Source organism: Neomesorhizobium albiziae (assembly GCF_900114255.1).
Taxonomy (GTDB): domain Bacteria; phylum Pseudomonadota; class Alphaproteobacteria; order Rhizobiales; family Rhizobiaceae; genus Neomesorhizobium; species Neomesorhizobium albiziae.
In genome coordinates, this window is record NZ_FOSL01000002.1 from 265,040 (window position 1) to 283,860 (window position 18,821).

Genomic DNA, 18,821 nt, shown 5'->3' on the forward strand with positions numbered 1-18,821 from the left:
ATGGCTGAACGGCTCGACCACGGGAAAGACGAGCAGCTTGCCGCCTATCTCGGCGAACGCAAGAGACTGATCCGGCTCGCCTACCGCTACCTCGGCTCTGCCAGCGAAGCGGAGGACGCGGTGCAGGACGCATGGCTGCGCTTCGCCGAGGCCGAGGCGCCGGAGGATGCCGGCCGCTACCTGTCGCGCATCGTCACCAACCTTTGCCTCGACCGGCTGAAATCGGCCTCGCGGCGGCGCGAGACCTATGTCGGGCCGTGGCTGCCCGAGCCGATCGTGGCCCAGGCCGGCACCGTCGACCCGGAAGCCGGCGATGCCGCGCTCGACATCTCCTTCGGCGTCATGCGGGCGCTGGAACTCTTATCGCCGCTGGAACGCGCCGCGCTCTTCCTGCATGACCTCTACGACGTGCCGTTCGAGGAGATCGCCGAAACCTTGCAGCGCTCGCCGGCGGCCTGCCGGCAAATGGCGTCGCGGGCGCGAAAAATGCTGCAGCAGGGAAACCCGCGCTTCCACCCCAGGGAAAGCGATGTCGGCCGCTATGTCGCAAGCTTTGCCGAGGCGGCGCGCACCGGCAGCATCGAGCCCCTGAAGCGGATACTGGCCAGGGATGTCGAGCTGGTTTCGGACGGTGGCGGCAAGGTGTCGGCGGCGATGAACGTGCTCGAAGGTTTCGAACGGGTGGCGCGTTTCCTGGTCGGCATCGCGCAAAAGAACAAGGCCCCCGAGAGCACGACCTTCGAACCGGTCAGGGTCAATGGCGACCCTGGGCTGATGGTCGTGATCGCCGGGCGGGTGGAGCAGATCATGGGCTTCTCGGTCGACGAGAACGACGCCATCAACGGCATCTACATCGTGCGCAACCCCGACAAGTTGGGCGGCGTAGACCTCAGATTTTCACCAGCATCGCCGTCAGGAACATGAAACCGACGCCAGCCGCCAGCCCGGCCATGGCGCCGGGTGCGACGAGCGCCCGCAATCCGGTTCCCGAAGACCGCATCAGGAAGAAACTCACTTCGACGATGACCTGAAGGATCGCGCCGGCGCCGATCGCCAGCGCCAGGGCGGACCATTGCGGAGCAAACGCAAGGCTGCCGATCCACAGGCCGATGACGGCCGGGCCGCCTGCCAGAAGAGCGAGGCCTACGAACGCTGCGAGCGGCGGCCGCTTTTTCAGGATCGGAGCCGCAATGCCGATGCCTTCGGTGATGTTGTGCAAGGTGAAGCCGATCACGAGGAAAGTGCCCAACCCGGCAGCACCCGAGGCAAATGCAGCCCCGATGGCCAGCCCCTCGCCCAGATTGTGCAGCCCGATGCCGAGCGCGATGAACGTTGCCAGCGCCAGGCCGGCGGGGGCGCCATGACGGCGGCCCACCGCCATCAGAAGAAGGAAGCTGGCCGTGGCCGCCAGCACGACCATGACATGGCCCTGGAAGAGTGCGGCCGCTTCGCCGGCGAGTTCAAGCGCATCCTCCAGCGCGTCGACGAACAGGAAGGCAAGCAAGCCGACCGTCAGCGCCAGGAGGAAATTCATTCCGCCCTGGCCGACGCCGCGGAGCGCCGGATAGAACATCAACCCGATTGCGACTGGAACAAGCCCGACGAAAGCGCCGAGCACGCCCTGGTGGAAGAGGCTGAGCGAATCCCGGGCCGGCGTCGGCACCGCGACCGCGATTTCATGCCCGAATGTCGCCCCGGTGTTGGTGACGATGTTGATCGCATGCGCTTCGCCAAGCACCCAGGGAAACGGCAACCTTATCCACGCGGTTGCGCCGCGGGCGATCGGTCCCGGCGGGTCCTGTGTGAACTGCCAGTATGCATCATCGACCTGCACCTGGGCGACGGTCATCGGTTCGGAACCGCCGGCGCGAACCAGAACGCTTATACCGGCGGACGAGAGGATCGTCCGTTCGAAGGTCAGGTTCTCGACCGGCGGGGCTCCGTTTCTGAAGCTGCGCAAGGGGTCGGTCGTCAGCAGCCAGAGGATCGCCAACGCCAGAGCCACCAGCGGAAGAACCAGCCACAAAAGGCTTCGTCGCGATTTTTCTGTCGCGTCCGCCACAGGATCGCTGGCGGCTGCGGTCGAGCCCAACATGTCGTTCATGCCACCGCCTCCACGACATCGAACATTCCCACCCAGCCAAGCTCGGTGAATTCCGACTGATGCGGATGAAACATGTAGAGGCCTGTCTCGTGGTCCCTGTAGGTGAATTCGAGAATGCCGCGTTGCGCCTGCACCTGGGTGATCAGGTCGACCGTCCTCAGGGTCGGGGTCAGCGTCGTCCCCTGCTCGTAATAGTCGAAGAAATTTGCATGCAGGTGGAAGGAGTTGATCGGATCGAACTCGACGACGTTGACCAGATAGATGCGGACAGGCTTGTCGCGGACGATCCGGATCGGGCGTTTCATGTAGGCATGCGCGACCGTGTTGACGGCGTAGATCTCGTTCTCATTGTCGAAATTGGTGTCGAAGGCGTTCATCACCATCACGAATTCCTGCCAGCCGGCATTCTCTGGCGTGCCAAGAAGGCGGGAGCGGGCGACATCGGCCTGGTCGGGATGCCTGGCTGGATCGGGGTCGATCACGAATGCGCCGTACATGCCCTTGTGGATGTGCCGCTTCAGTGGCAGCGCATGGCAGTGGTAGAGATGGCAGCCGAAGGGCCGGGCTTCGAATTCGTAGACGAACTCCTCGCCGGGATCGATCAGGCCGGCGCCGGGAACGCCGTCCATCCGCGCGGCGTGGATGCCGTGGAAGTGCATGGAGTGGGGATGCGAGCCCAGGTTCTTGAAAACGATCCTGAGACGGTCGCCTTCCGTCGCCCTCAACGCCGGCCCGGGCACGCGTCCGTTGTAGGTCCATGCCGGGAACATGATGCCCGGGGCGATCTCGATCTCCTTGTCCTCGGCCGTCACCTCGAAGGTGCGCAGCGTGCGCCCGTCCGGCAACAGCGAGACCGTTCCGGTTTCCCATTCGGTCACCAGCGCGGACGGATCGAAGCCGTTCCGGGCAGCATCCACGTCGCCGACGGTCATCATGGCTCCGTGGGCGCCGCTATGATCTGGAGCGGGCGCGGAACCGGCAACCGGAGCATTGCCGTGCCCGTCATGGGTCGGTTGCCCGAGCGCGACAGTCGTGGCGCAAATGGTGGTTCCACCTGCAGCAGCGAGCCCACCCGAGAGCAATCCTCGCCTGCTGATCCCTTCCCGTAACCAAGTCATGCCGTCAGCCATAGCGGATACTCTTGATGCAAATGCGAATGATTTGCATTATCGATCAACAGACAGCGCTTTGCAAATTGATTTTTGGCGCAATCGCGCTCTCGATCATCGACGCCGCGGGGCCGCCAGGAACGCAACGCCACAGCGGAATGCATTCAAGTTGAACCGGGCATTCCGCTCTATCGGTTTGGGATTCGACTGCCACGCTGTAGCTTCTTGTTTATGCATGTCGTTTCTCCCGAAACCGAAGACACTTTCGGGCGACATGCATTAGACGCCGCCGGCGTGTCGGCTGCGAGCGGTCGCCAAGTGCTTGAATGAAATCCTGCCGTGCGGCGGAAGGCTTCGGGGCTTCAGCGGGACGCCGAGGACCCTGCACCTATGGCGGGTTGCGCTTCGGCGTCGGCTTCGGCGTCGGCAGCCGGCAATTGCGCCTGCTCCTCGCTGCTGCTCCAAACCAGCGTCTTGTAGTCGAAGCCGTATTGCAGCGTCGGCTTGACGATCTCGAAATAGGGCGAGAGGTCGAAGTCGCGCGGCGTGTAGAGCGAGTGATGGCGGATATGCAGTATTTCCTCCCGCGAATAGGCGGATTGCGCCGAAGCGCGTCCGGGCGCACGGGTGATTTCCGGGAGGATCGGGTAGCGGATGCCTTCATAGGCTTCGGCAATCAGCGTCGAGCAGATCGAGCGCGTCGGATCGCCGGAGCCGAAGGCAATCAGGCGCCGGCGCCAGCGGACGGGGATCGGCGGCGCCGGGAGGAAGTAGCGCAGCATGTCGAAGATGTTCTTCATGTCGTATTTCAGCCCGAGCCGGTCGACCATGAAGTTGACGACCTCGGCGCGGTCTTCCGGCGTCAAGCCGCGCGGCCTGCAAATGCGGGTGTTGTAGGTGCGGTACTTGGAGAGCGGCACGGCAATGCAGCCCTCGCCGAGATTGACTTCGATGAGGCGGCGGGGCTCGCCGCCATCCTCGGGACCGGGCAAGGCATCGCCGACATAAAGGGCAGCGTGCGACCATGTCGACTGGGTGAGATATTTGATGACGGCCGAAACCCGCTGGTTGCCCTCGATCAACAGGATGTCGCCCGGTTCGAGCGAACGGCGAAGCGTGACGGGATCGGAGGGCGTGTAGGGTTCGTAGCCCGACGACTCGCTTTTAAGCTGCCCTGCGAGCCAGCGGCCGAACCGGTCGAGCGGGGTGTCGTCAGGCTGGGACATCGGCCGTATCAGCCTGCGGCGGCGCGTTGCCGGCGCTGGATTGATAGCGGTCGGCGATCTTCCTGAGCGTGGGCTTGCGCTTTTCGCCGAACAGGCGCCGCGCGTCCTTGAGGCAGGTCTTGCGGAGGCGTTTTTCACTGCGCTTCAACAAGCGGCGCAGAAGGGCGAGCTGTTTCCTGGCGCCGAGTTCCCTGCCCTCGGCGTCGATCAGCCAGCGCATGACAAAAATGTCATTCAGATCACCCAACTGGTCGCCAAGCGCCTCCACAGCCTTGCGGCGCGATTTCTGCGGGCGCGGCCATACCCCGCGCAGCAGCGACAGATGCATCCGGTGCGCCTTCACCGCCTTGCGCAGATTGTGGAAATCCTCGGGCTTGCCGCGCTTCGCCGCGGCTGCGAGGCTGCGGGCGGCATGGCGCAACGTCCTGCCCGAGCCCTCGGCGAGCACATCGGCGGCAAGCTGCGGATCGTCGGGCAGAACGACGCCGTGAAGCGCCATGCGGCCTTCGCCGCAGCTGGCGATCGCCGCATCGATGACGGGACCGAGATCGGCGCGATCGTGCGCGATGCGCTCGCGGCGGGCAACGAGCGCGTCACGCACGTTGTCGAGCTCGCCGCCGGCGCAGGATTCGGGAAACTCCTTGGCCAGCCGGTCGAGCGTCTCGATCAGGGCTGTGGCCTCGCGGGGACCGGCAATGGTGCGGGCGATGTCGCGGTAGCGCCTGTTCTCCTTGCGGCAGAAGCCACGGTCGCCGGAGCGGATCAGGGCGAACAGAGCGCGCAATTCCTTGAACCGCTTGCGCGCGTTGTGCAGCCCCTTTTCCGGCTCGGTGCGCGACGCTTCGAGGCTTTCCACCGCCTTACCGATGCGGACGCCGGCGATGCGCCGGATTTCCCCGGTAAGCGACAGCTTGGGGTCGATGCGGTAGGTCATGCGGCGACAGCCGGCATGCCGTGGCGGGCAAGAGAAGCGTTGTAGTAGGCGCCCTCACCCGTCACCTCACGGCCGAGCCAGCCCGGCAAAGACCCGTCCGGCACGTCGTCGGGCGTTTCCAGTTCGGCGATGACGAGGCCGGCCAGCGCACCCGAAAACACGTCGACCTCGTAGAGATAGCCGCGATGCCTGACATGGTGACGGACCTTCTCGACGACATAGCCGACGGCGAATCCCGCCAGTTCCTCCGCCTCGTCGAGCGGGATCGGATATTCGAACTCGTCGCGCTCGCGGCCCCGGCTGCCGAATTTCAGCGTCAGCATGGCGGATGAACCATCCGAGACGCGCACCCTGACAGAGCGGTCGACGGCCGCGGCCAGATAGAACTGCCGGATCGAAATCGCTGCCCCGGAGAGGCTGCGCCAGCCATCTCCGTTCACCAGAAACTTGCGTTCCACTTCCTTGGCCATCGAGCGTGAATAAAGCGCAGGCGAAGCGGCAGGGCAAGACACTCTTGACTTTAATCATTCGATTGATTAAATTTCTTCTTATGACCAAGACATCGAAATCGACGCCCGCTCCGCAAACGCCGCCTTCTTCCGCGGATCAGACGCGCACCGCATTGGTTCGCGCCGCGCTGAAACTGTTCGGCTCCAACGGGTTCGACGGCACCTCGACGCGCGACATCGCCGCGCTCGCCAATGCCAATATCGGCAGCATCGCCTATCATTTCGGCGGCAAGGACGGGCTGAGGCTCGCCGCTGCCGACCATATCGTAGAGACCATCCAGGCCATCGCCGGCCAGGCGATCGGCAATCTCGACGCGACAATGGCAACCCGCCCCGGCCCGGACGCGGCGCGCGCGCAGCTCACCGCCGGAGTGGAGCGCATGATCACCTTCATCGTGGCATCGCCGGAAGCCGGCGAGGTGGTGCAGTTCGTACTGCGGGAGCTCTCCCAACCGACCGCGGCGCTCGACCGCATCTACAACGGCGTCTTCGAGCCCATCCACAAGCGCCTCTGCCTGCTGTGGGAACAGGCGACCGGCGAGCCGGCCGAAAGTGACCGCACCAAGCTGACCGTGTTCACGCTGATCGGGCAGGTCGTTTACTTCCGCATCGGCCGCGAGGCGGTGCGGCGCCGCATGGGCTGGACCGAGATCGGCCCGCGGCAGGCAGACGCAATCATCGATGTCGCCAGATCCAACCTCCTTGCCATCCTCGAGGGTCGAAAGGGCCAGCCGTCATGAGTATCTTCTGCTCAATTCCGTTCGCCGCCTCGCTGCTGTCCGCCTGCGGGCCTGGCGCGCCGCTCGCCGTCGGCTATGTCGAAGGTGAATTCGTGCTTCTGGCGCCGATCGAGGTCGCGCAGGTCGAGACCGTTTCGGTGCGGCGCGGCGACCGGGTCGAACCCGGCAAGCCGGTGGTGTCGTTGGAAGCCAACGATGCAAGGATCGCTGTTGCACAGGCAGTGTCGGCGGTGGCGCAAGCCGAGGCGCAACTGGCCGACCTGAAGATCGGCAAGCGGCCCGAAGAAATCGCGGTGCTGGAGGCGGCGCAGAAATCGGCGATGGCTCAAAAGGCGGAAGCCGAACGGGTGCAAAGCCGGCTGAGCGACCTGTTGATCAGAGGAACCTCGACGCAGGCTGAATACGACAAGGCGGCGACCGCCTCCGAGCAGGCTGACGCCGCGGTCGGCCAGGCCGAGGCCAACCTGGCGGTGGCAAAGCTGCCGGCGCGGCCTGAAACCATCAAGGCGGCGGAGAAGCAGGTGGAGCAGGCGAAAGCCGTGCTCCAGAAAGCCGAATGGCTGCTTTCCAAGCGGGTGCTGTCAGCGCCTTCGGCGGGCCGCATCGACGACGTAATCCGCGACCCCGGCGATATCGCCGGACCGTCGGCGCCGGTGATCTCGATGCTGCCCGACGGCGCCGTGAAGCTGAAGGTCTATGTGCCGGAAGCGCGTTTCTCGTCGGTGAAGGTCGGCGCGTTGCTCGACGTGCGCTGCGACGGCTGCAAGCCGGGGCTGACGGCGCGGGTGAGCTACGTCTCGCCCGATCCCGAGTTCACGCCGCCGGTGATCTACTCGCTGGAGACCCGGCAGAAGCTCGTCTACCTCGTCGAAGCGCGGCCGGAAGGCGACGCGACACCGCTGCAACCGGGGCAGATCGTGGATGTGGATCTGAAGGATCCGGGCAGTAGGCAGTAGGCAGTAGGATCAACAAACGAGTGGATGGCATGTCGAGCGTTCTGGTTCCCACCGGCTATTGCCTACTGCCTACTGCCCCGCAAGCCGAAGGCGAAGCGTCATGAACGCCATCGAAGTCAAGAACCTGGTCAAGCGCTTCGACGACAAGACCGTCGTCGATCATGTGACGATGACGGTCGCCGAGGGCGAGATCGTCGGCTTCCTCGGCCCGAACGGCTCGGGCAAGACGACGACGATCCGCATCATGTGCGGGCTGCTGACGCCGGAAGAGGGCGAAGGGGAGGTGCTCGGCTACGACCTCCGGACCGAAGGCCTGAAGATAAAGCGCGAAGTCGGCTACATGACGCAGAAGTTCTCGTTCTACGAGGACCTGACGATTGCCGAGAACCTCGAATTCGTGGCGCGGCTCTACGGGCTGAAGCCGGTCGGCGAGCATGTGGCGAGGACGCTTGAAGATCTCGGCCTGACGACACGCAAGGACCAGCTTGCGGGAACGCTGTCGGGCGGCTGGAAGCAGCGCCTGGCGCTCGCAGCCTGCATCATGCACAAGCCGAAGCTCCTGCTTCTCGACGAACCGACGGCCGGCGTCGACCCCAAGGCGCGGCGCGAATTCTGGGACGAGATCCACCGGCTGGCGCGTGGCGGGCTGACCGTGCTGGTTTCCACCCACTACATGGACGAGGCCGAGCGCTGCCATCGCATCAGCTACATTTCCTACGGCAAGATGCTGGCGACCGGCACCGTCGACGAGGTGATCAGCAATGCCGGGCTGACGACCTTCGTGGTGAGCGGCCCGAACCTCAACGAGGTGGCGGACGAGCTGGAAGGCAGGCCCGGCGTGACCCAGGTGGCGCCGTTCGGCGCGACGCTGCATGTCGTCGGTTCGGACAGGCAAGCGCTGACCGCCTCGCTGGCGGACCTGAAGAAGCGCAAGGACGTCACCGTCCGGCCGGGTGAAACCAGCCTGGAGGACGTCTTCATCCAGTTCATGGCGGGCTCGAAGGACAATATGGGATGAACACGGTCTTTTCGTTCGCCCGGCTCGGCGCGCTCTTGATGAAGGAATTCATCCAGATGCGGCGCGACCGCATCACTTTCGCCATGATGCTTGGCGTGCCGCTGATGCAGCTGCTTTTGTTCGGCTACGCCATCAACAACGACCCGAAGAGCCTGCCCGCCGCGCTCGTCGCCACCAGCAACGACCACTATACGCGCGCCATCGTCTCGGCGTTGCAGATGACCGACTACTACCGCTTCGACCATGTGCCGGCGAGCGCCGAAGAGGCCGAGCAGCTGATGGCCAACGGCACTGTGGCCTTCGTGGTGACCATTCCATCCGACTTCGCACGGCGGGTCGAGCGTGGCGACAACCCGCAGATCCTGATCGAGGCCGACGCCACCGACCCCTCCGCCTCGAGCGGCGCGGTATCGACGCTCGGCACAGTGGCCAGCCAGGCGCTGCTGCGCGAACGGGGCATGCAGCAGGCGGCGGAGCAGGACGCAGGCAGCCAGCTGCAGATGGTGGTGCACCGCCGCTACAACCCGGAAGGCATTTCGCAATACAACATCGTGCCCGGACTGCTCGGCGTCATCCTGCAGATGACCATGGTGATGATGACATCGATCGCGCTGACCCGCGAAACCGAGCGCGGCACGATGGAAAACCTTCTGGCGATGCCGGCCAGCCCGCTGGAGATCATGATGGGCAAGGTGCTGCCCTACCTGGTGGTGGGCGCGGTGCAGGTGGCGGTGGTGCTGATCGCGGCGAAAGCGCTCTTCGCCATTCCCTTCACCGGGTCGCTGTCGCTGCTTTTGTCGACGATCCTGATCTTCGTGCTGGCGCTGGTGCTGCTCGGCTACACGATCTCGACCGTCGCGCGCACGCAGATGCAGGCGCTGCAGCTCACCTTCTTCTTCTTCCTGCCGTCGATCCTCTTGTCGGGTTTCATGTTTCCCTATCGCGGCATGCCGCAATGGGCGCAAATCTTCGGCGAAATCCTGCCGCTGACACATTTCCTGCGCATTGTCCGCGCGGTGATGCTGAAGGGAGCCGAATTGCCGGCGATCGCCAGCGAGGTCGCCTGGCTGGTGTTGTTCGTGGTGTTGTTTGCCGGCGTCGCGCTGGTGCGGTTCAGACGGACGCTGGATTGAGCGTGGCACGCACCGCGGCTTCGCCCGCGGCGCCGATGCGAAAGGTTATGTGCGTGCTGCGAACAAAATCCTTCTGCTTCGTCGTCTGGATCATGGCGCTGATGGCGCTCGGCGCAGGCGCGGCCAGGGCCGCCCGCATCGACGATCTCTACCGCGCGCAAGTGGTGGTGAGCGGACGTGGCGAAGCAAACCGCGCGACAGGCTTCGCGCAATGCCTCGAGGATGTTCTGGTGAAGGTGTCGGGCGACCCCCGCCTGATCGGCGACCCGAGGGTAACCGCGATCGCCGGCAAAGCCGGCTCGATGGTCGCAGCCTTCACCTATCGCGACCGGCTGAGCGGCGTTCCCATCCACGACGAGCAAGGCTCCTACGACCGTCCGCACGACCTGACCGTCGACTTCGATCCGATCAAGATCGATGCCGCACTGGAGCATCTCGGCCGCGAGCCGTGGCTTTCGCAGCGACCGCGCGTCGTCGTGGTGCTCAAGGTGACGCCGCGAAAGGGAGCGCCGTTCATGCTGTCCAGCGACAGCGGTGGTGCGAGCGACGCCGACATGCGGTTTTCGCTCGCTGCCGCGGCGGCGCGGGTCGGCATGCCCATGGAATTGCCGCTGCAGGCGAATGCCGGCAAGTCCGACCCCAAAGCAGCCACAGGATCGGTCGCCGCCGGCAATGACGGCGAGGTGGCCGAACTTTCGGGAACGCTTGCCTGGAGCGACGAGGCGAAAGGCTGGATCGCCGACTGGCGAATCAAAACCGAAGGCCGGGATTATCTGTGGCAGGTGCGCGGCGTCGGCTTCGACGAGGCCTTTCGGAACGGCATGCGAGGCGCCGCACAAGTGCTCTCAGGCAACGGCCAGCCAGCCTGAAACGGCTCAAGACAGCCATTTCGCGGCTTCCACCGCCATCGCGAAGACTGCCACAAACTTTTCGAGCCGTGCCTATTTTGGCCCCAATCGGCAAGCATGTGCAACCGGGAAGCGCGCCGTTCGTTGGTGTGCAGGCTGACACGGAGGACGCTCAAATGCGCAATTTCCTTATCAACTCGGCGCTGGCCCTGGCGGTCGGCGCAACCAGCATGCCGCTGCTCACCGCTCCCGTGATTGCACAGGAACTCGAGCTCCGCATCGGGCCGGACGGCCCGCGCGTCAGGACCCGGGAGTATTGCGACGACTATGACGACGATTGCCGTGGCGAATACCGGGGCGAGGAATACCGCAGCATGGGCCGCTACGAACGCCGCCAGCGCGGCTGCACCGAGGACAGGGCGCTCGACAAGGCCGAACGCATGGGGATCCGCCGGGCGCGCATCCTTTCGGCCGGACGCCGCACGATCGAGGTCGGCGGCAGGGCCCGCGGCGGCGACAGGGTCGCGGTCGTCTTCGGTCGCGAGCGCGGCTGCCCGGTCTACGGCTGACACTGATCGCCCGTCGCTGACGACCTAGGTCGTCAGCGATCTAGCCGATTTGTGCGACGCCAGGTGAAAAATCACCTGGCCGAAAGCTCAGTGCGAAGCGATGATCTCGGCATAGGTGCCGAGATCGGTATTGCCGCCGGAGAGCACGACGGCGACGCATTTGCCGGCAAGGTCGATCTCGCCGGAGCTCAGTGCCGCGAACGCAACGGCGCCGCCCGGTTCAACCACAAGCTTCAGATAGGTCGCGGCGTCGCGCATCGCGGCGGCCGTCGCCTTGTCCGATACGGCGATGCCGCCGGCCAAAGTCTTGCGGTTGATCTCGAAGGTGAGCGCGCCCGGTTCCGGCGTCAGAATGGCATCGCAGATGGAGCGGTGGCCAGCCTCGTTCGAGACCCGCGCACCGCTGGCCAGCGAGCGACGCGTGTCGTCGAAATGTTCCGGCTCCGCCACCCAGACTTCGGTGTCGGGCGAGCCTGCTTTCACCGCCAGCGAAATGCCGCTGGAAAGACCGCCGCCGCCGCATGGGATGATGACCGCATCGAGATGCACGCCAAGGCTCCTTGCCTCGGCGACGAGTTCCAGGCCAATGGTGCCCTGGCCGGCGATGATGGCCGGATCGTCGAAGGGGGGAACCAGAACCATGCCGCGATCGCGGTAGGGCTTCACCACCGTCATGCGATCCTCGCCGAAGCGGTCGTAGAGCACGACCTCGGCGCCCATGCGCCGGACGTTGTCGACCTTGATCGCCGGCGCGTCGGTCGGCATCGCGATGACGGACGCGACGCCGAAAATCCTTGCCGAAGCGGCAACCCCCTGCGCGTGGTTGCCCGAGGAGAAGGCGACGACGCCGCGGCTGCGCTCCTCGGCGGAAAGGGACGAGATCTTGTTGTAGGCGCCGCGGAACTTGAAGGAACCGGTGCGCTGCAGGATTTCCGGCTTGAACAGGATGCGGCCGCCAAACTTCTCATTGAGGGCGGCGGACTCGACCAGTTTCGTGTCGACGATCAGGCCGGAAAGTCGTGCGGCGGCGGCGCGCACATCCTCAATTCCGGGAAGCGACTGGCTGATGTCTGGCATGGCGGGCCTCGTGTTTTTCCCTAGAGCGCGGGGAATCCCAGGATTCGCTTGCCGCGCTTCACGTGATCGATTGTACGCATGTGGCTGTCGCAAAACCGCTGGGCGACTTTTGCGCGACATGCTTTCTGCTTTGGTAGGCGCGCCGGCCGGAAGGTGGCAAGCGCTATTTTGTCCGGGGAACAATGATGGCCTCTCTTGATCTGCCGCATTGACGCCCGCCGGTCTCCTGCATAGTTTAGAATCATTCTAAACTGGATGTGCATCAATGCTTTCTCGCTTTTTCGGCGGCCGCCGCACTTTCGATTCGCTTTCGGAGCAGGAGATTCTGGCGCTGGCGATCTCCTCGGAGGAGGAAGACGGCCGCATCTACCGCGCCTATGCCGACGGGCTGCGCGACGAGTTTCCACAATCGGCCAAGGTGTTCGACGCGATGGCGGACGAGGAGGACGGCCATCGCGCCGCGCTGATCCAATTGCACCAGGCGCGTTTTGGAGACCGCATCCCGCTGATCCGGCGCGACCATGTGCGCGGCTACTACGAACGCAAGCCCGACTGGCTGGTCAGGCCGCTGGGCATCGACCATGTGCGGACACAGGCCGAGACGATGGAACGGCAGGCGCAGCGCTTCTACGAACACGCCGCCAAGCGCACGGGCGACGCCTCGACACGCAAGCTGCTGGGCGACCTCGCCATTGCCGAACAGAGCCATGAGTCGCTGGCACAGCGGCTGGAGCGGAAACATGTGCCGGAAAAGGTGCGGCAGGAGGAGAACCAGGCCGAGCGGCGGCAATTCATCCTGACCTACGTGCAGCCGGGCCTCGCCGGGCTGATGGACGGGTCGGTATCGACACTGGCTCCGATCTTCGCCGCCGCGTTCGCCACGCACGATACCTGGCAGACTTTCCTGGTCGGCCTGGCGGCGTCGATCGGCGCCGGCATTTCGATGGGCTTCACCGAAGTGGCCTCCGACGACGGCAGGCTTTCCGGGCGCGGCTCGCCGATCAAACGCGGCCTCACCACAGGCATCATGACGACGGTAGGCGGCCTTGGCCACGCCCTGCCCTACCTGATCCCGCATTTCTGGACGGCGACGACCATCGCCGCGGCGATCGTGTTCGTCGAGCTCTGGGCGATCGCCGGAATCCAGAACCGCTTCATGGAAACGCCGTTCTGGCGCGCCGCCCTCCAGGTGGTGGTCGGCGGCGCGCTGGTGTTTGGGGCGGGCGTGCTGATCGGAAACGCCTGATTATCGTTCCCAGCAGGGCAATGGTGAGGCGCGCCGGCTGTCACGGACGGCCGCCTCGATGAAACATGGACACTTCGAGCCGGGCCGAAACATCGAAGCGAACCGATGCGCTAACAATGTCTGTCAGGAGAGTGATGGCCGGCTCCTTGAACCGATGCCGGAACAATGCTTACCTCGCTACAATGCTTCGATGGAGATCGAACCATGAAAGACGGACCTGACATTGCGAGAATCGCCAATTTGGTTGGCGACCCGGCCCGCGCCAACATGCTGACGGCACTGATGGCCGGCGGCGCGCTGACCGCCAGCGAACTGGCGCTGGAAGCCGGCGTGACGGTGCAGACGACGAGTTCGCATCTGGCCAAGCTGATGGAGGGTGGCCTGCTGACGCTCGCCGCGCAGGGCCGTCACCGCTACTACGGGCTCGCCAGCCCGCAGGTCGCGGGCATGCTGGAATCCATCATGGGCGTCGCCGCCTCGGTCGGCCCGAAGCGAACGCGGCCCGGCCCACGCGACGCCACCATGCGGGAAGCGCGCATCTGCTACGACCACCTTGCCGGCGACCATGCCGTGGCGATGCTCGACGGTTTTCTGGAGCGTGGCATTCTTTCGCGCGACGGCGACCGTATCGAGATGGGCAAGAAGGGACCAGGCTATTTCGAGGCGGTCGGAATCGATCCGCGAGGGCTCACGACAGGACGGCGGCCGGTGTGCCGCGCCTGCCTCGACTGGAGCGTGCGGCGCTCGCACCTTGCCGGCACGCTGGGAGCGGCGATCTACGACAAGATCCTCGCAGAGAAATGGGCGCGCCGCGATTCCGAAAGCCGCGCGGTGATCTTTTCTCCGAGAGGCAGGCAGGCTTTTGCAAAGGCATTCCTGCCAGCCGCCTGATACGGCATCCTTCAAAACGAAGCCACTGGCTATCGTCCTTTGTGATGATGTGCGGAAGTGTCTTTGCTCCGCGGGCGGTGTCCAGTTCCACCTTGTTCTCCCAACGTGTGAGGCAAAGCTCCGTTCCGAGAAATTCCCTTGAACGCGCGCACGCGCGACAATCGCCTTCCAGTGTGGGGAATCTCACGGAAGGGCGTTTCGCAGCGGGGTATTATGGCGTTCTGGATGTGGCGAAAACGTCACACGCAGGATCGGGTTGGCAACCGGCATGGAAAGACCCCGAATCGGCCCGATTTCCACCATGGTTGAGGGCATTTTTTGGGAAAGATTAACATGGCGTTCACTGAGTATTCACTCCTTGCCGCTATGTTGTCGTCCAACTCGGAAGGGACATCCGAAGGGACAGGGACTGGGAAAATGGCATTCTGGAATCAGATCACTCATTACGCATCGGCGATCCGCGAATTCGTCGCGCCGACCTATCGCCCCGAGCGCCACTACATGCGCGGACCTGGCCCGGCTTACGCCCGTCGCCACAGGGGGTCGTTCGAAACGCCCGCCACCTTTCACTGACGTGACGACAGACGCGTTCGCGCCAACGCGGACGCGCGCCCGCCGGCGGCCCAAATAGCCGCCAGCAGCCGTCCTGTCGACGGCCCGCCGTTTCGGCGCTTTCCGGGACACGATGCGGCCCGCGCGCAAACGGACAATCACTCGCCGCAGGCTCGAAGAACCACCGGCTCGCCGGCATCCTCGCCGATGGTGACACAGGAATTGTCGCCGCACACCGACCAGCCGGCGCCCGTGGCGCCGGAGGCGGCCAGCACCAGCGAAGGGCGCGGCGGCGCTTTCGGCCGATACACCCACCAGCCATCCATCAGCACCGCGTCCTGCGGCGGCTCCATGCCGGCGCCGGAACCCTTGACGCGTGCTTCGACGATTTCCAGGCCGGCCGGCGCGATGCGCCAGGTCTCCTCCCAGCGCGTCTTTTCCACCGAATGGGTCCACGACAGCGTGAACGTGGCGGCGGCAAGCACCGTGGTTTTGCCGGCGGCGAGGATGCATAGGGGCATCAGCTCGCCCCGATGCTTCGCGTGGTTCTCCTCCACCGTAAACGGGGGAGGATGCAGCACGACAAGCGCCTCATCGCTGCTCAGCGCGAGCCGTGGCGCGCGACCGCCACCAGTGGAAGCCTATCCACAGCGCGGCAAGCGCGAAGCCGGTTTCGTCGGTAAGCGGCAACGCCAGCACCAAAAGAACGCCGGCGACAAAGGCGACGATGCGTTCCCAGATGGCAATGCGGGCGAACAGGTAACCGACCACCGCCGCGCCCCACAGCACGATGCCCAGGCAGGCCTTGAGGAAAATGTAGGCCACCTCGCCGGGATAGCCGATATAGGCAGAAAGCGGCCCGGCGTCCTGCAGCATCAGCGCCGGTGTGTAGACGGCCATGAACGGCACGACATAACCGGCGATGGCGAGTTTGGTCGCCTCCCAGCCGATCTTGTTGCCGGACACCTTGGCCATGGGCGCCGCCGCGAAGGCGGCGAGCGCCACCGGCGGCGTCAGGTCGGCCATGATGCCGAAGTAGAAGACGAACATGTGGCTGACCAGCAGCGGCACGCCGAGTTCCAGCAGCGCCGGGCCGGCGAGCGAGGAGGTGATGATGTAGTTGGGAATGGTCGGGATCCCCATACCGAGCACCAGGCAGGTAATCATCGTCAGCACCAGCGAGATGAACAGATTGTCCTTTCCGATCTCGATGATGGCGCCGATCAATGTGGAAGCGATGCCGGTAAGCGTCAGCGTGCCGATGACGATGCCGACGACCGCGCAGGCAATGCCGACCGGCACCGCGTTCTTGGCGCCCTCGGCAAGGCTGTCGACGCAGATCATCAGCGTCTCGCGGCCGCCCTTGAACACAAGGCAGGCAAGCACCATTGCGCCGATCACCAGGGCCAGCAGGTTGACGCCGTACTTGAGGAATGACGCGGCGGCGAGACCGAGCGCGACCCAGAACACGACGCGAAAGGCGAAAGAGCCGATCAGCGCGGCGAGCGGCATGCCAAGAATGAGCACGATGACCAGGGCGAGCCCCATCGTGCCGGCAAAGATCGGCGTGTAGCCGGCAAACAGCAGGTAGACCAGCGCCGCCAGCGGCAGGATCAGCGGCCAGTGCTGGCGAACCGCCGCCCAGGGGTTGGGAAGCTCGGCCTTGTTCATGCCGCGCAGATTGGCCTTGCCGGCTTCCAGATAAACCTGCCACGAACAGGCGCCGAAATAGAGAATGGCCGGGATGATCGCGGCCTTCACCACCTCGGCGTAAGGGATGTTCAGTGTCTCGGCCATGATGAAGGCGACAGCGCCCATCACCGGCGGCATGATCTGCCCGCCCATGGACGAGGTTGCTTCGACGCCGCCCGCGAAGGCGGGCTTGAAGCCGAACTTCTTCATCAGCGGAATCGTGAACTGCCCCGACGCCACGACGTTGGCGACGCCCGAACCCGAGATGGTGCCCATCAACGCCGAGGAAAGAACGCAGACCTGGGCCGGGCCGCCGCGCCAGTGGCCGACGAGGCCGAGCGCGAAATCATTGAACAGGGCGATCATGCCGGCGCGTTCGAGGAAGGCGGCGAACACCACGAAGATGAAGATATAGGCGGCCGAGACATAGACCGGCGTGCCGTAGATGCCTTCGGTTCCGTAAGCGAAATAGTCGACGATCTGAACGAAATCGTAGCCGCGGTGAATCAGGGGAGGCGGCAGGTACTGGCCGAAGAAACAATAGGCGAGAAAGGCCCCGCACATGATGGTCAACGGCAGGCCCATGATCTGCCGGGCACCCTCGAAAACGATGGCGATGAGCAGCGTGCCGACGACGATGTCCGGGATCGTCAGGAAGCCGCTGCGCATCAACAGCGGGGCGTATTCGACCCAGTTGTAGACGCCTGTCGCGAAGCCGAGGACGCCGAGCAGCCAGAACCATGACTTGCCTGCCGGCGTGGTGGCGCGCAACTGCGCCAGCAGCCCGAATCCAAGCAGCAGCAGGAAGCCGACATGCATGGCCCGGATGACCTGGCTCGGCAGAAAGGCATAGGCAGCCGTGAGCAGCTGGAACGCCGAAAACGCGATCGCGATCGCAAAGGTGATCCGGGCGCCGAGCCCGGAGCCCCAGCCGGGCGGAAGGCCCTCCGAGAAATCCTGAAGGACTGGCGCCGGGGTTTCGAGTTCGGCGGCGGGAGAGGGATGCGTCGGGTGGGTCATGGAGCGTGCCTTGGCGAGCGGCGTTCCCTCCCTCGCTCCGGTTTGCTTTGCAAACCACCTCTCCCCGTTCGACTGGGGAGAGAAACGCCGGCCACCATGGCGGAGGTTCCTTCCTCTCCCTCCAGAGGAGGGAAGCCTCCGGCTACTTCAGCAGTCCCTTTTCCTTGTAGTAGCGCTCGGCGCCGGGGTGCAGCGGGACCGGCATGCCTTCCAGCGCCTTGGCCGGATCGATCGCCTTGGCGGCGGCGTGCGCGGCGGTAAGCGCCGGCAGGTTTTCGAACAGCAGCCTGGTCATCTGGTAGGCGGTCTCGTCGGAGATGCCATCATGGGTGACGAGGAAGTTTCCGACCGCCGCGGTCTGCACGTCCTCGGCCTGGCCGTCATAGGTGTTGGCCGGGATGATCACTGAAACATAGGGCGAGCCGATCTTGGCCACCTCGGCGGCCGGCACGGCGACGACGTTGATCTTCAGCGATGTCGCGAGGTCGCGGATCGAGGCGACGCCGAGACCCGCCGACTGCAAGGTGGCATCGAGCTGGCGGTTCTTGATGAGCTCGACCGATTCGGCGAAGGGCAGGTACTCGACCTTGCCGAGATCCTCGTATTTCATGCCGGCGGCGGCGAAGATGGCGCGGGCGTTGAGCTCGGTGCCGGAGGCCGGCGCGCCAACCGACAGGCTCTTGCCCTTCAGATCGGCCAGGGTCTTGATGCCGGATTCCTGGCTGGCGACGATCTGGATGTAGTTGGGATAGATGCCGGCGATGCCGCGCAGCTTGTCAAGCCTACCGGGAAAGCCTGCCTCGGTATTGCCTTCGGCGGCGAGCTTGACTGAATCGCCGAGCGCAAAGGCGATCTCGCCCTTGCCCTGCTGCAGGAGATTGAGGTTTTCGACCGAAGCCTTGGTGGCCTGCACCTGCGTGCGGGCGCCCGAAATGCCCTTGCCGTAGATTTCGGAGAGGGCGACGCCAAGCGGATAATAGACGCCCGAGGTGCCGCCGGTAAGCACATTGATAAATTCCTGCGCCTTGGCGGTGACGGCGCCCAGGCCGAGCGACACGGCAACGGCGCCGGCGGCGAGCGCCTTCGATTTCAGATTGAACATGAAATTCCTCCCTGCAACTTTTCTTCCCGCCGACGGCAATCGAGGCGCGCCTGGCCGGGCCGGCGCAATCTTAGACAACGAGGGGCGCTTGCCAA

General features: G+C 64.8%; 19 protein-coding genes. 10 read left to right on the forward strand and 9 right to left on the reverse strand.

Going from position 1 to position 18,821, the window contains the following annotated elements; genetic code table 11:
• Positions 1–924, forward strand: coding sequence for an RNA polymerase sigma factor SigJ (sigJ, locus tag F3H98_RS04845; protein WP_149758884.1), 924 nt, complete (start codon positions 1–3; stop codon positions 922–924).
• Here sigJ and F3H98_RS04850 read toward each other — a convergent pair.
• The 5 genes from F3H98_RS04850 to F3H98_RS04870 form a co-directional block, all read right to left on the reverse strand.
• The gene (locus F3H98_RS04850) at positions 890–2,095 is read right to left on the reverse strand and encodes a ZIP family metal transporter (protein WP_210249663.1); all 1,206 of its coding nucleotides are present in this window, start codon (positions 2,093–2,095) and stop codon (positions 890–892) included. The two genes, sigJ and F3H98_RS04850, sit on opposite strands and share 35 nt — an antisense overlap.
• A 5-nt stretch (positions 2,096–2,100) precedes the next feature.
• Positions 2,101–3,222, reverse strand: a complete 1,122-nt coding sequence (locus F3H98_RS04855; RefSeq protein WP_149759297.1) for a multicopper oxidase domain-containing protein — start codon at positions 3,220–3,222, stop codon at positions 2,101–2,103.
• A gap of 353 nt (positions 3,223–3,575) precedes the next feature.
• The gene (locus F3H98_RS04860; RefSeq protein ID WP_149758886.1) at positions 3,576–4,439 is read right to left on the reverse strand and encodes a C40 family peptidase; all 864 of its coding nucleotides are present in this window, start codon (positions 4,437–4,439) and stop codon (positions 3,576–3,578) included.
• Complete coding sequence (locus F3H98_RS04865) at positions 4,426–5,373, reverse strand: CHAD domain-containing protein (protein WP_149758888.1); 948 nt, start codon at positions 5,371–5,373, stop codon at positions 4,426–4,428. The genes F3H98_RS04860 and F3H98_RS04865 overlap by 14 nt, the downstream gene beginning before the upstream one ends.
• A complete protein-coding gene (locus F3H98_RS04870) occupies positions 5,370–5,843 on the reverse strand; it encodes a CYTH domain-containing protein (RefSeq protein WP_149758890.1) in 474 nt (157 codons plus the stop codon). Before F3H98_RS04870 ends, F3H98_RS04865 begins: the two co-directional genes overlap by 4 nt.
• 80 nt (positions 5,844–5,923) lie before the next feature.
• Here F3H98_RS04870 and F3H98_RS04875 point away from each other — a divergent pair, with 80 nt between their 5' ends.
• From F3H98_RS04875 to F3H98_RS04900, 6 genes are all read left to right on the forward strand, one after another.
• Positions 5,924–6,622, forward strand: coding sequence for a CerR family C-terminal domain-containing protein (locus F3H98_RS04875; RefSeq protein WP_149758892.1), 699 nt, complete (start codon positions 5,924–5,926; stop codon positions 6,620–6,622).
• A complete protein-coding gene (locus F3H98_RS04880; RefSeq protein ID WP_149758895.1) occupies positions 6,619–7,578 on the forward strand; it encodes an HlyD family secretion protein in 960 nt (319 codons plus the stop codon). Before F3H98_RS04875 ends, F3H98_RS04880 begins: the two co-directional genes overlap by 4 nt.
• A 100-nt stretch (positions 7,579–7,678) precedes the next feature.
• Positions 7,679–8,596 (forward strand): ABC transporter ATP-binding protein, encoded by a 918-nt coding sequence (locus F3H98_RS04885; protein ID WP_149758897.1) that lies wholly within the window; start codon positions 7,679–7,681, stop codon positions 8,594–8,596.
• Positions 8,593–9,729, forward strand: coding sequence for an ABC transporter permease (locus F3H98_RS04890; protein ID WP_149758899.1), 1,137 nt, complete (start codon positions 8,593–8,595; stop codon positions 9,727–9,729). Before F3H98_RS04885 ends, F3H98_RS04890 begins: the two co-directional genes overlap by 4 nt.
• 2 nt (positions 9,730–9,731) lie before the next feature.
• Positions 9,732–10,598: a DUF2066 domain-containing protein gene (locus F3H98_RS04895; RefSeq protein ID WP_149758901.1), complete on the forward strand. Its 867-nt coding sequence runs from the start codon at positions 9,732–9,734 to the stop codon at positions 10,596–10,598.
• 155 nt (positions 10,599–10,753) lie between these two features.
• Positions 10,754–11,146: a hypothetical protein gene (locus F3H98_RS04900; RefSeq protein WP_149758903.1), complete on the forward strand. Its 393-nt coding sequence runs from the start codon at positions 10,754–10,756 to the stop codon at positions 11,144–11,146.
• An 87-nt stretch (positions 11,147–11,233) separates the two neighbouring features.
• Here F3H98_RS04900 and F3H98_RS04905 read toward each other — a convergent pair whose 3' ends face one another.
• Positions 11,234–12,223, reverse strand: a complete 990-nt coding sequence (locus tag F3H98_RS04905; protein WP_149758905.1) for a threonine ammonia-lyase — start codon at positions 12,221–12,223, stop codon at positions 11,234–11,236.
• A 265-nt stretch (positions 12,224–12,488) separates the two neighbouring features.
• Here F3H98_RS04905 and mbfA point away from each other — a divergent pair, with 265 nt between their 5' ends.
• The 3 genes from mbfA (at position 12,489) to F3H98_RS30980 (ending at position 14,933) form a co-directional block, all read left to right on the forward strand.
• Positions 12,489–13,469 (forward strand): iron exporter MbfA, encoded by a 981-nt coding sequence (mbfA, locus tag F3H98_RS04910; RefSeq protein ID WP_149758907.1) that lies wholly within the window; start codon positions 12,489–12,491, stop codon positions 13,467–13,469.
• A gap of 204 nt (positions 13,470–13,673) precedes the next feature.
• The gene (locus F3H98_RS04915) at positions 13,674–14,360 is read left to right on the forward strand and encodes an ArsR/SmtB family transcription factor (protein ID WP_149758909.1); all 687 of its coding nucleotides are present in this window, start codon (positions 13,674–13,676) and stop codon (positions 14,358–14,360) included.
• A gap of 417 nt (positions 14,361–14,777) precedes the next feature.
• Positions 14,778–14,933: a hypothetical protein gene (locus F3H98_RS30980; RefSeq protein ID WP_188130331.1), complete on the forward strand. Its 156-nt coding sequence runs from the start codon at positions 14,778–14,780 to the stop codon at positions 14,931–14,933.
• A gap of 137 nt (positions 14,934–15,070) precedes the next feature.
• Here F3H98_RS30980 and F3H98_RS04920 read toward each other — a convergent pair whose 3' ends face one another.
• The 3 genes from F3H98_RS04920 to F3H98_RS04930 all read right to left on the reverse strand — a co-directional run bounded on the left by F3H98_RS04920 (position 15,071) and on the right by F3H98_RS04930 (position 18,726).
• A complete protein-coding gene (locus F3H98_RS04920; RefSeq protein WP_149759298.1) occupies positions 15,071–15,433 on the reverse strand; it encodes a DUF1850 domain-containing protein in 363 nt (120 codons plus the stop codon).
• A gap of 70 nt (positions 15,434–15,503) precedes the next feature.
• Positions 15,504–17,624: a TRAP transporter permease gene (locus tag F3H98_RS04925; RefSeq protein ID WP_149758911.1), complete on the reverse strand. Its 2,121-nt coding sequence runs from the start codon at positions 17,622–17,624 to the stop codon at positions 15,504–15,506.
• Positions 17,625–17,766: 142 nt separating this feature from the next.
• On the reverse strand, positions 17,767–18,726 hold the full coding sequence (locus F3H98_RS04930) for a TAXI family TRAP transporter solute-binding subunit (protein ID WP_149758913.1): 960 nt from the start codon (positions 18,724–18,726) through the stop codon (positions 17,767–17,769).
• Between the last annotated feature and the right edge of the window lie 95 nt (positions 18,727–18,821).

Bases quoted from the DNA above. Each gene is read 5' to 3' on its own strand.
- sigJ (WP_149758884.1), top strand. From the start codon at position 1: ATGGCTGAACGGCTCGACCACGGGAAAGACGAGCAGCTTGCCGCCTAT.
- F3H98_RS04850 (WP_210249663.1), bottom strand. From the start codon at position 2,095: ATGTTGGGCTCGACCGCAGCCGCCAGCGATCCTGTGGCGGACGCGACA.
- F3H98_RS04855 (WP_149759297.1), bottom strand. From the start codon at position 3,222: ATGACTTGGTTACGGGAAGGGATCAGCAGGCGAGGATTGCTCTCGGGT.
- F3H98_RS04860 (WP_149758886.1), bottom strand. From the start codon at position 4,439: ATGTCCCAGCCTGACGACACCCCGCTCGACCGGTTCGGCCGCTGGCTC.
- F3H98_RS04865 (WP_149758888.1), bottom strand. From the start codon at position 5,373: ATGACCTACCGCATCGACCCCAAGCTGTCGCTTACCGGGGAAATCCGG.
- F3H98_RS04870 (WP_149758890.1), bottom strand. From the start codon at position 5,843: ATGGCCAAGGAAGTGGAACGCAAGTTTCTGGTGAACGGAGATGGCTGG.
- F3H98_RS04875 (WP_149758892.1), top strand. From the start codon at position 5,924: ATGACCAAGACATCGAAATCGACGCCCGCTCCGCAAACGCCGCCTTCT.
- F3H98_RS04880 (WP_149758895.1), top strand. From the start codon at position 6,619: ATGAGTATCTTCTGCTCAATTCCGTTCGCCGCCTCGCTGCTGTCCGCC.
- F3H98_RS04885 (WP_149758897.1), top strand. From the start codon at position 7,679: ATGAACGCCATCGAAGTCAAGAACCTGGTCAAGCGCTTCGACGACAAG.
- F3H98_RS04890 (WP_149758899.1), top strand. From the start codon at position 8,593: ATGAACACGGTCTTTTCGTTCGCCCGGCTCGGCGCGCTCTTGATGAAG.
- F3H98_RS04900 (WP_149758903.1), top strand. From the start codon at position 10,754: ATGCGCAATTTCCTTATCAACTCGGCGCTGGCCCTGGCGGTCGGCGCA.
- F3H98_RS04905 (WP_149758905.1), bottom strand. From the start codon at position 12,223: ATGCCAGACATCAGCCAGTCGCTTCCCGGAATTGAGGATGTGCGCGCC.
- mbfA (WP_149758907.1), top strand. From the start codon at position 12,489: ATGCTTTCTCGCTTTTTCGGCGGCCGCCGCACTTTCGATTCGCTTTCG.
- F3H98_RS04915 (WP_149758909.1), top strand. From the start codon at position 13,674: ATGAAAGACGGACCTGACATTGCGAGAATCGCCAATTTGGTTGGCGAC.
- F3H98_RS30980 (WP_188130331.1), top strand. From the start codon at position 14,778: ATGGCATTCTGGAATCAGATCACTCATTACGCATCGGCGATCCGCGAA.
- F3H98_RS04920 (WP_149759298.1), bottom strand. From the start codon at position 15,433: ATGCCCCTATGCATCCTCGCCGCCGGCAAAACCACGGTGCTTGCCGCC.
- F3H98_RS04925 (WP_149758911.1), bottom strand. From the start codon at position 17,624: ATGACCCACCCGACGCATCCCTCTCCCGCCGCCGAACTCGAAACCCCG.
- F3H98_RS04930 (WP_149758913.1), bottom strand. From the start codon at position 18,726: ATGTTCAATCTGAAATCGAAGGCGCTCGCCGCCGGCGCCGTTGCCGTG.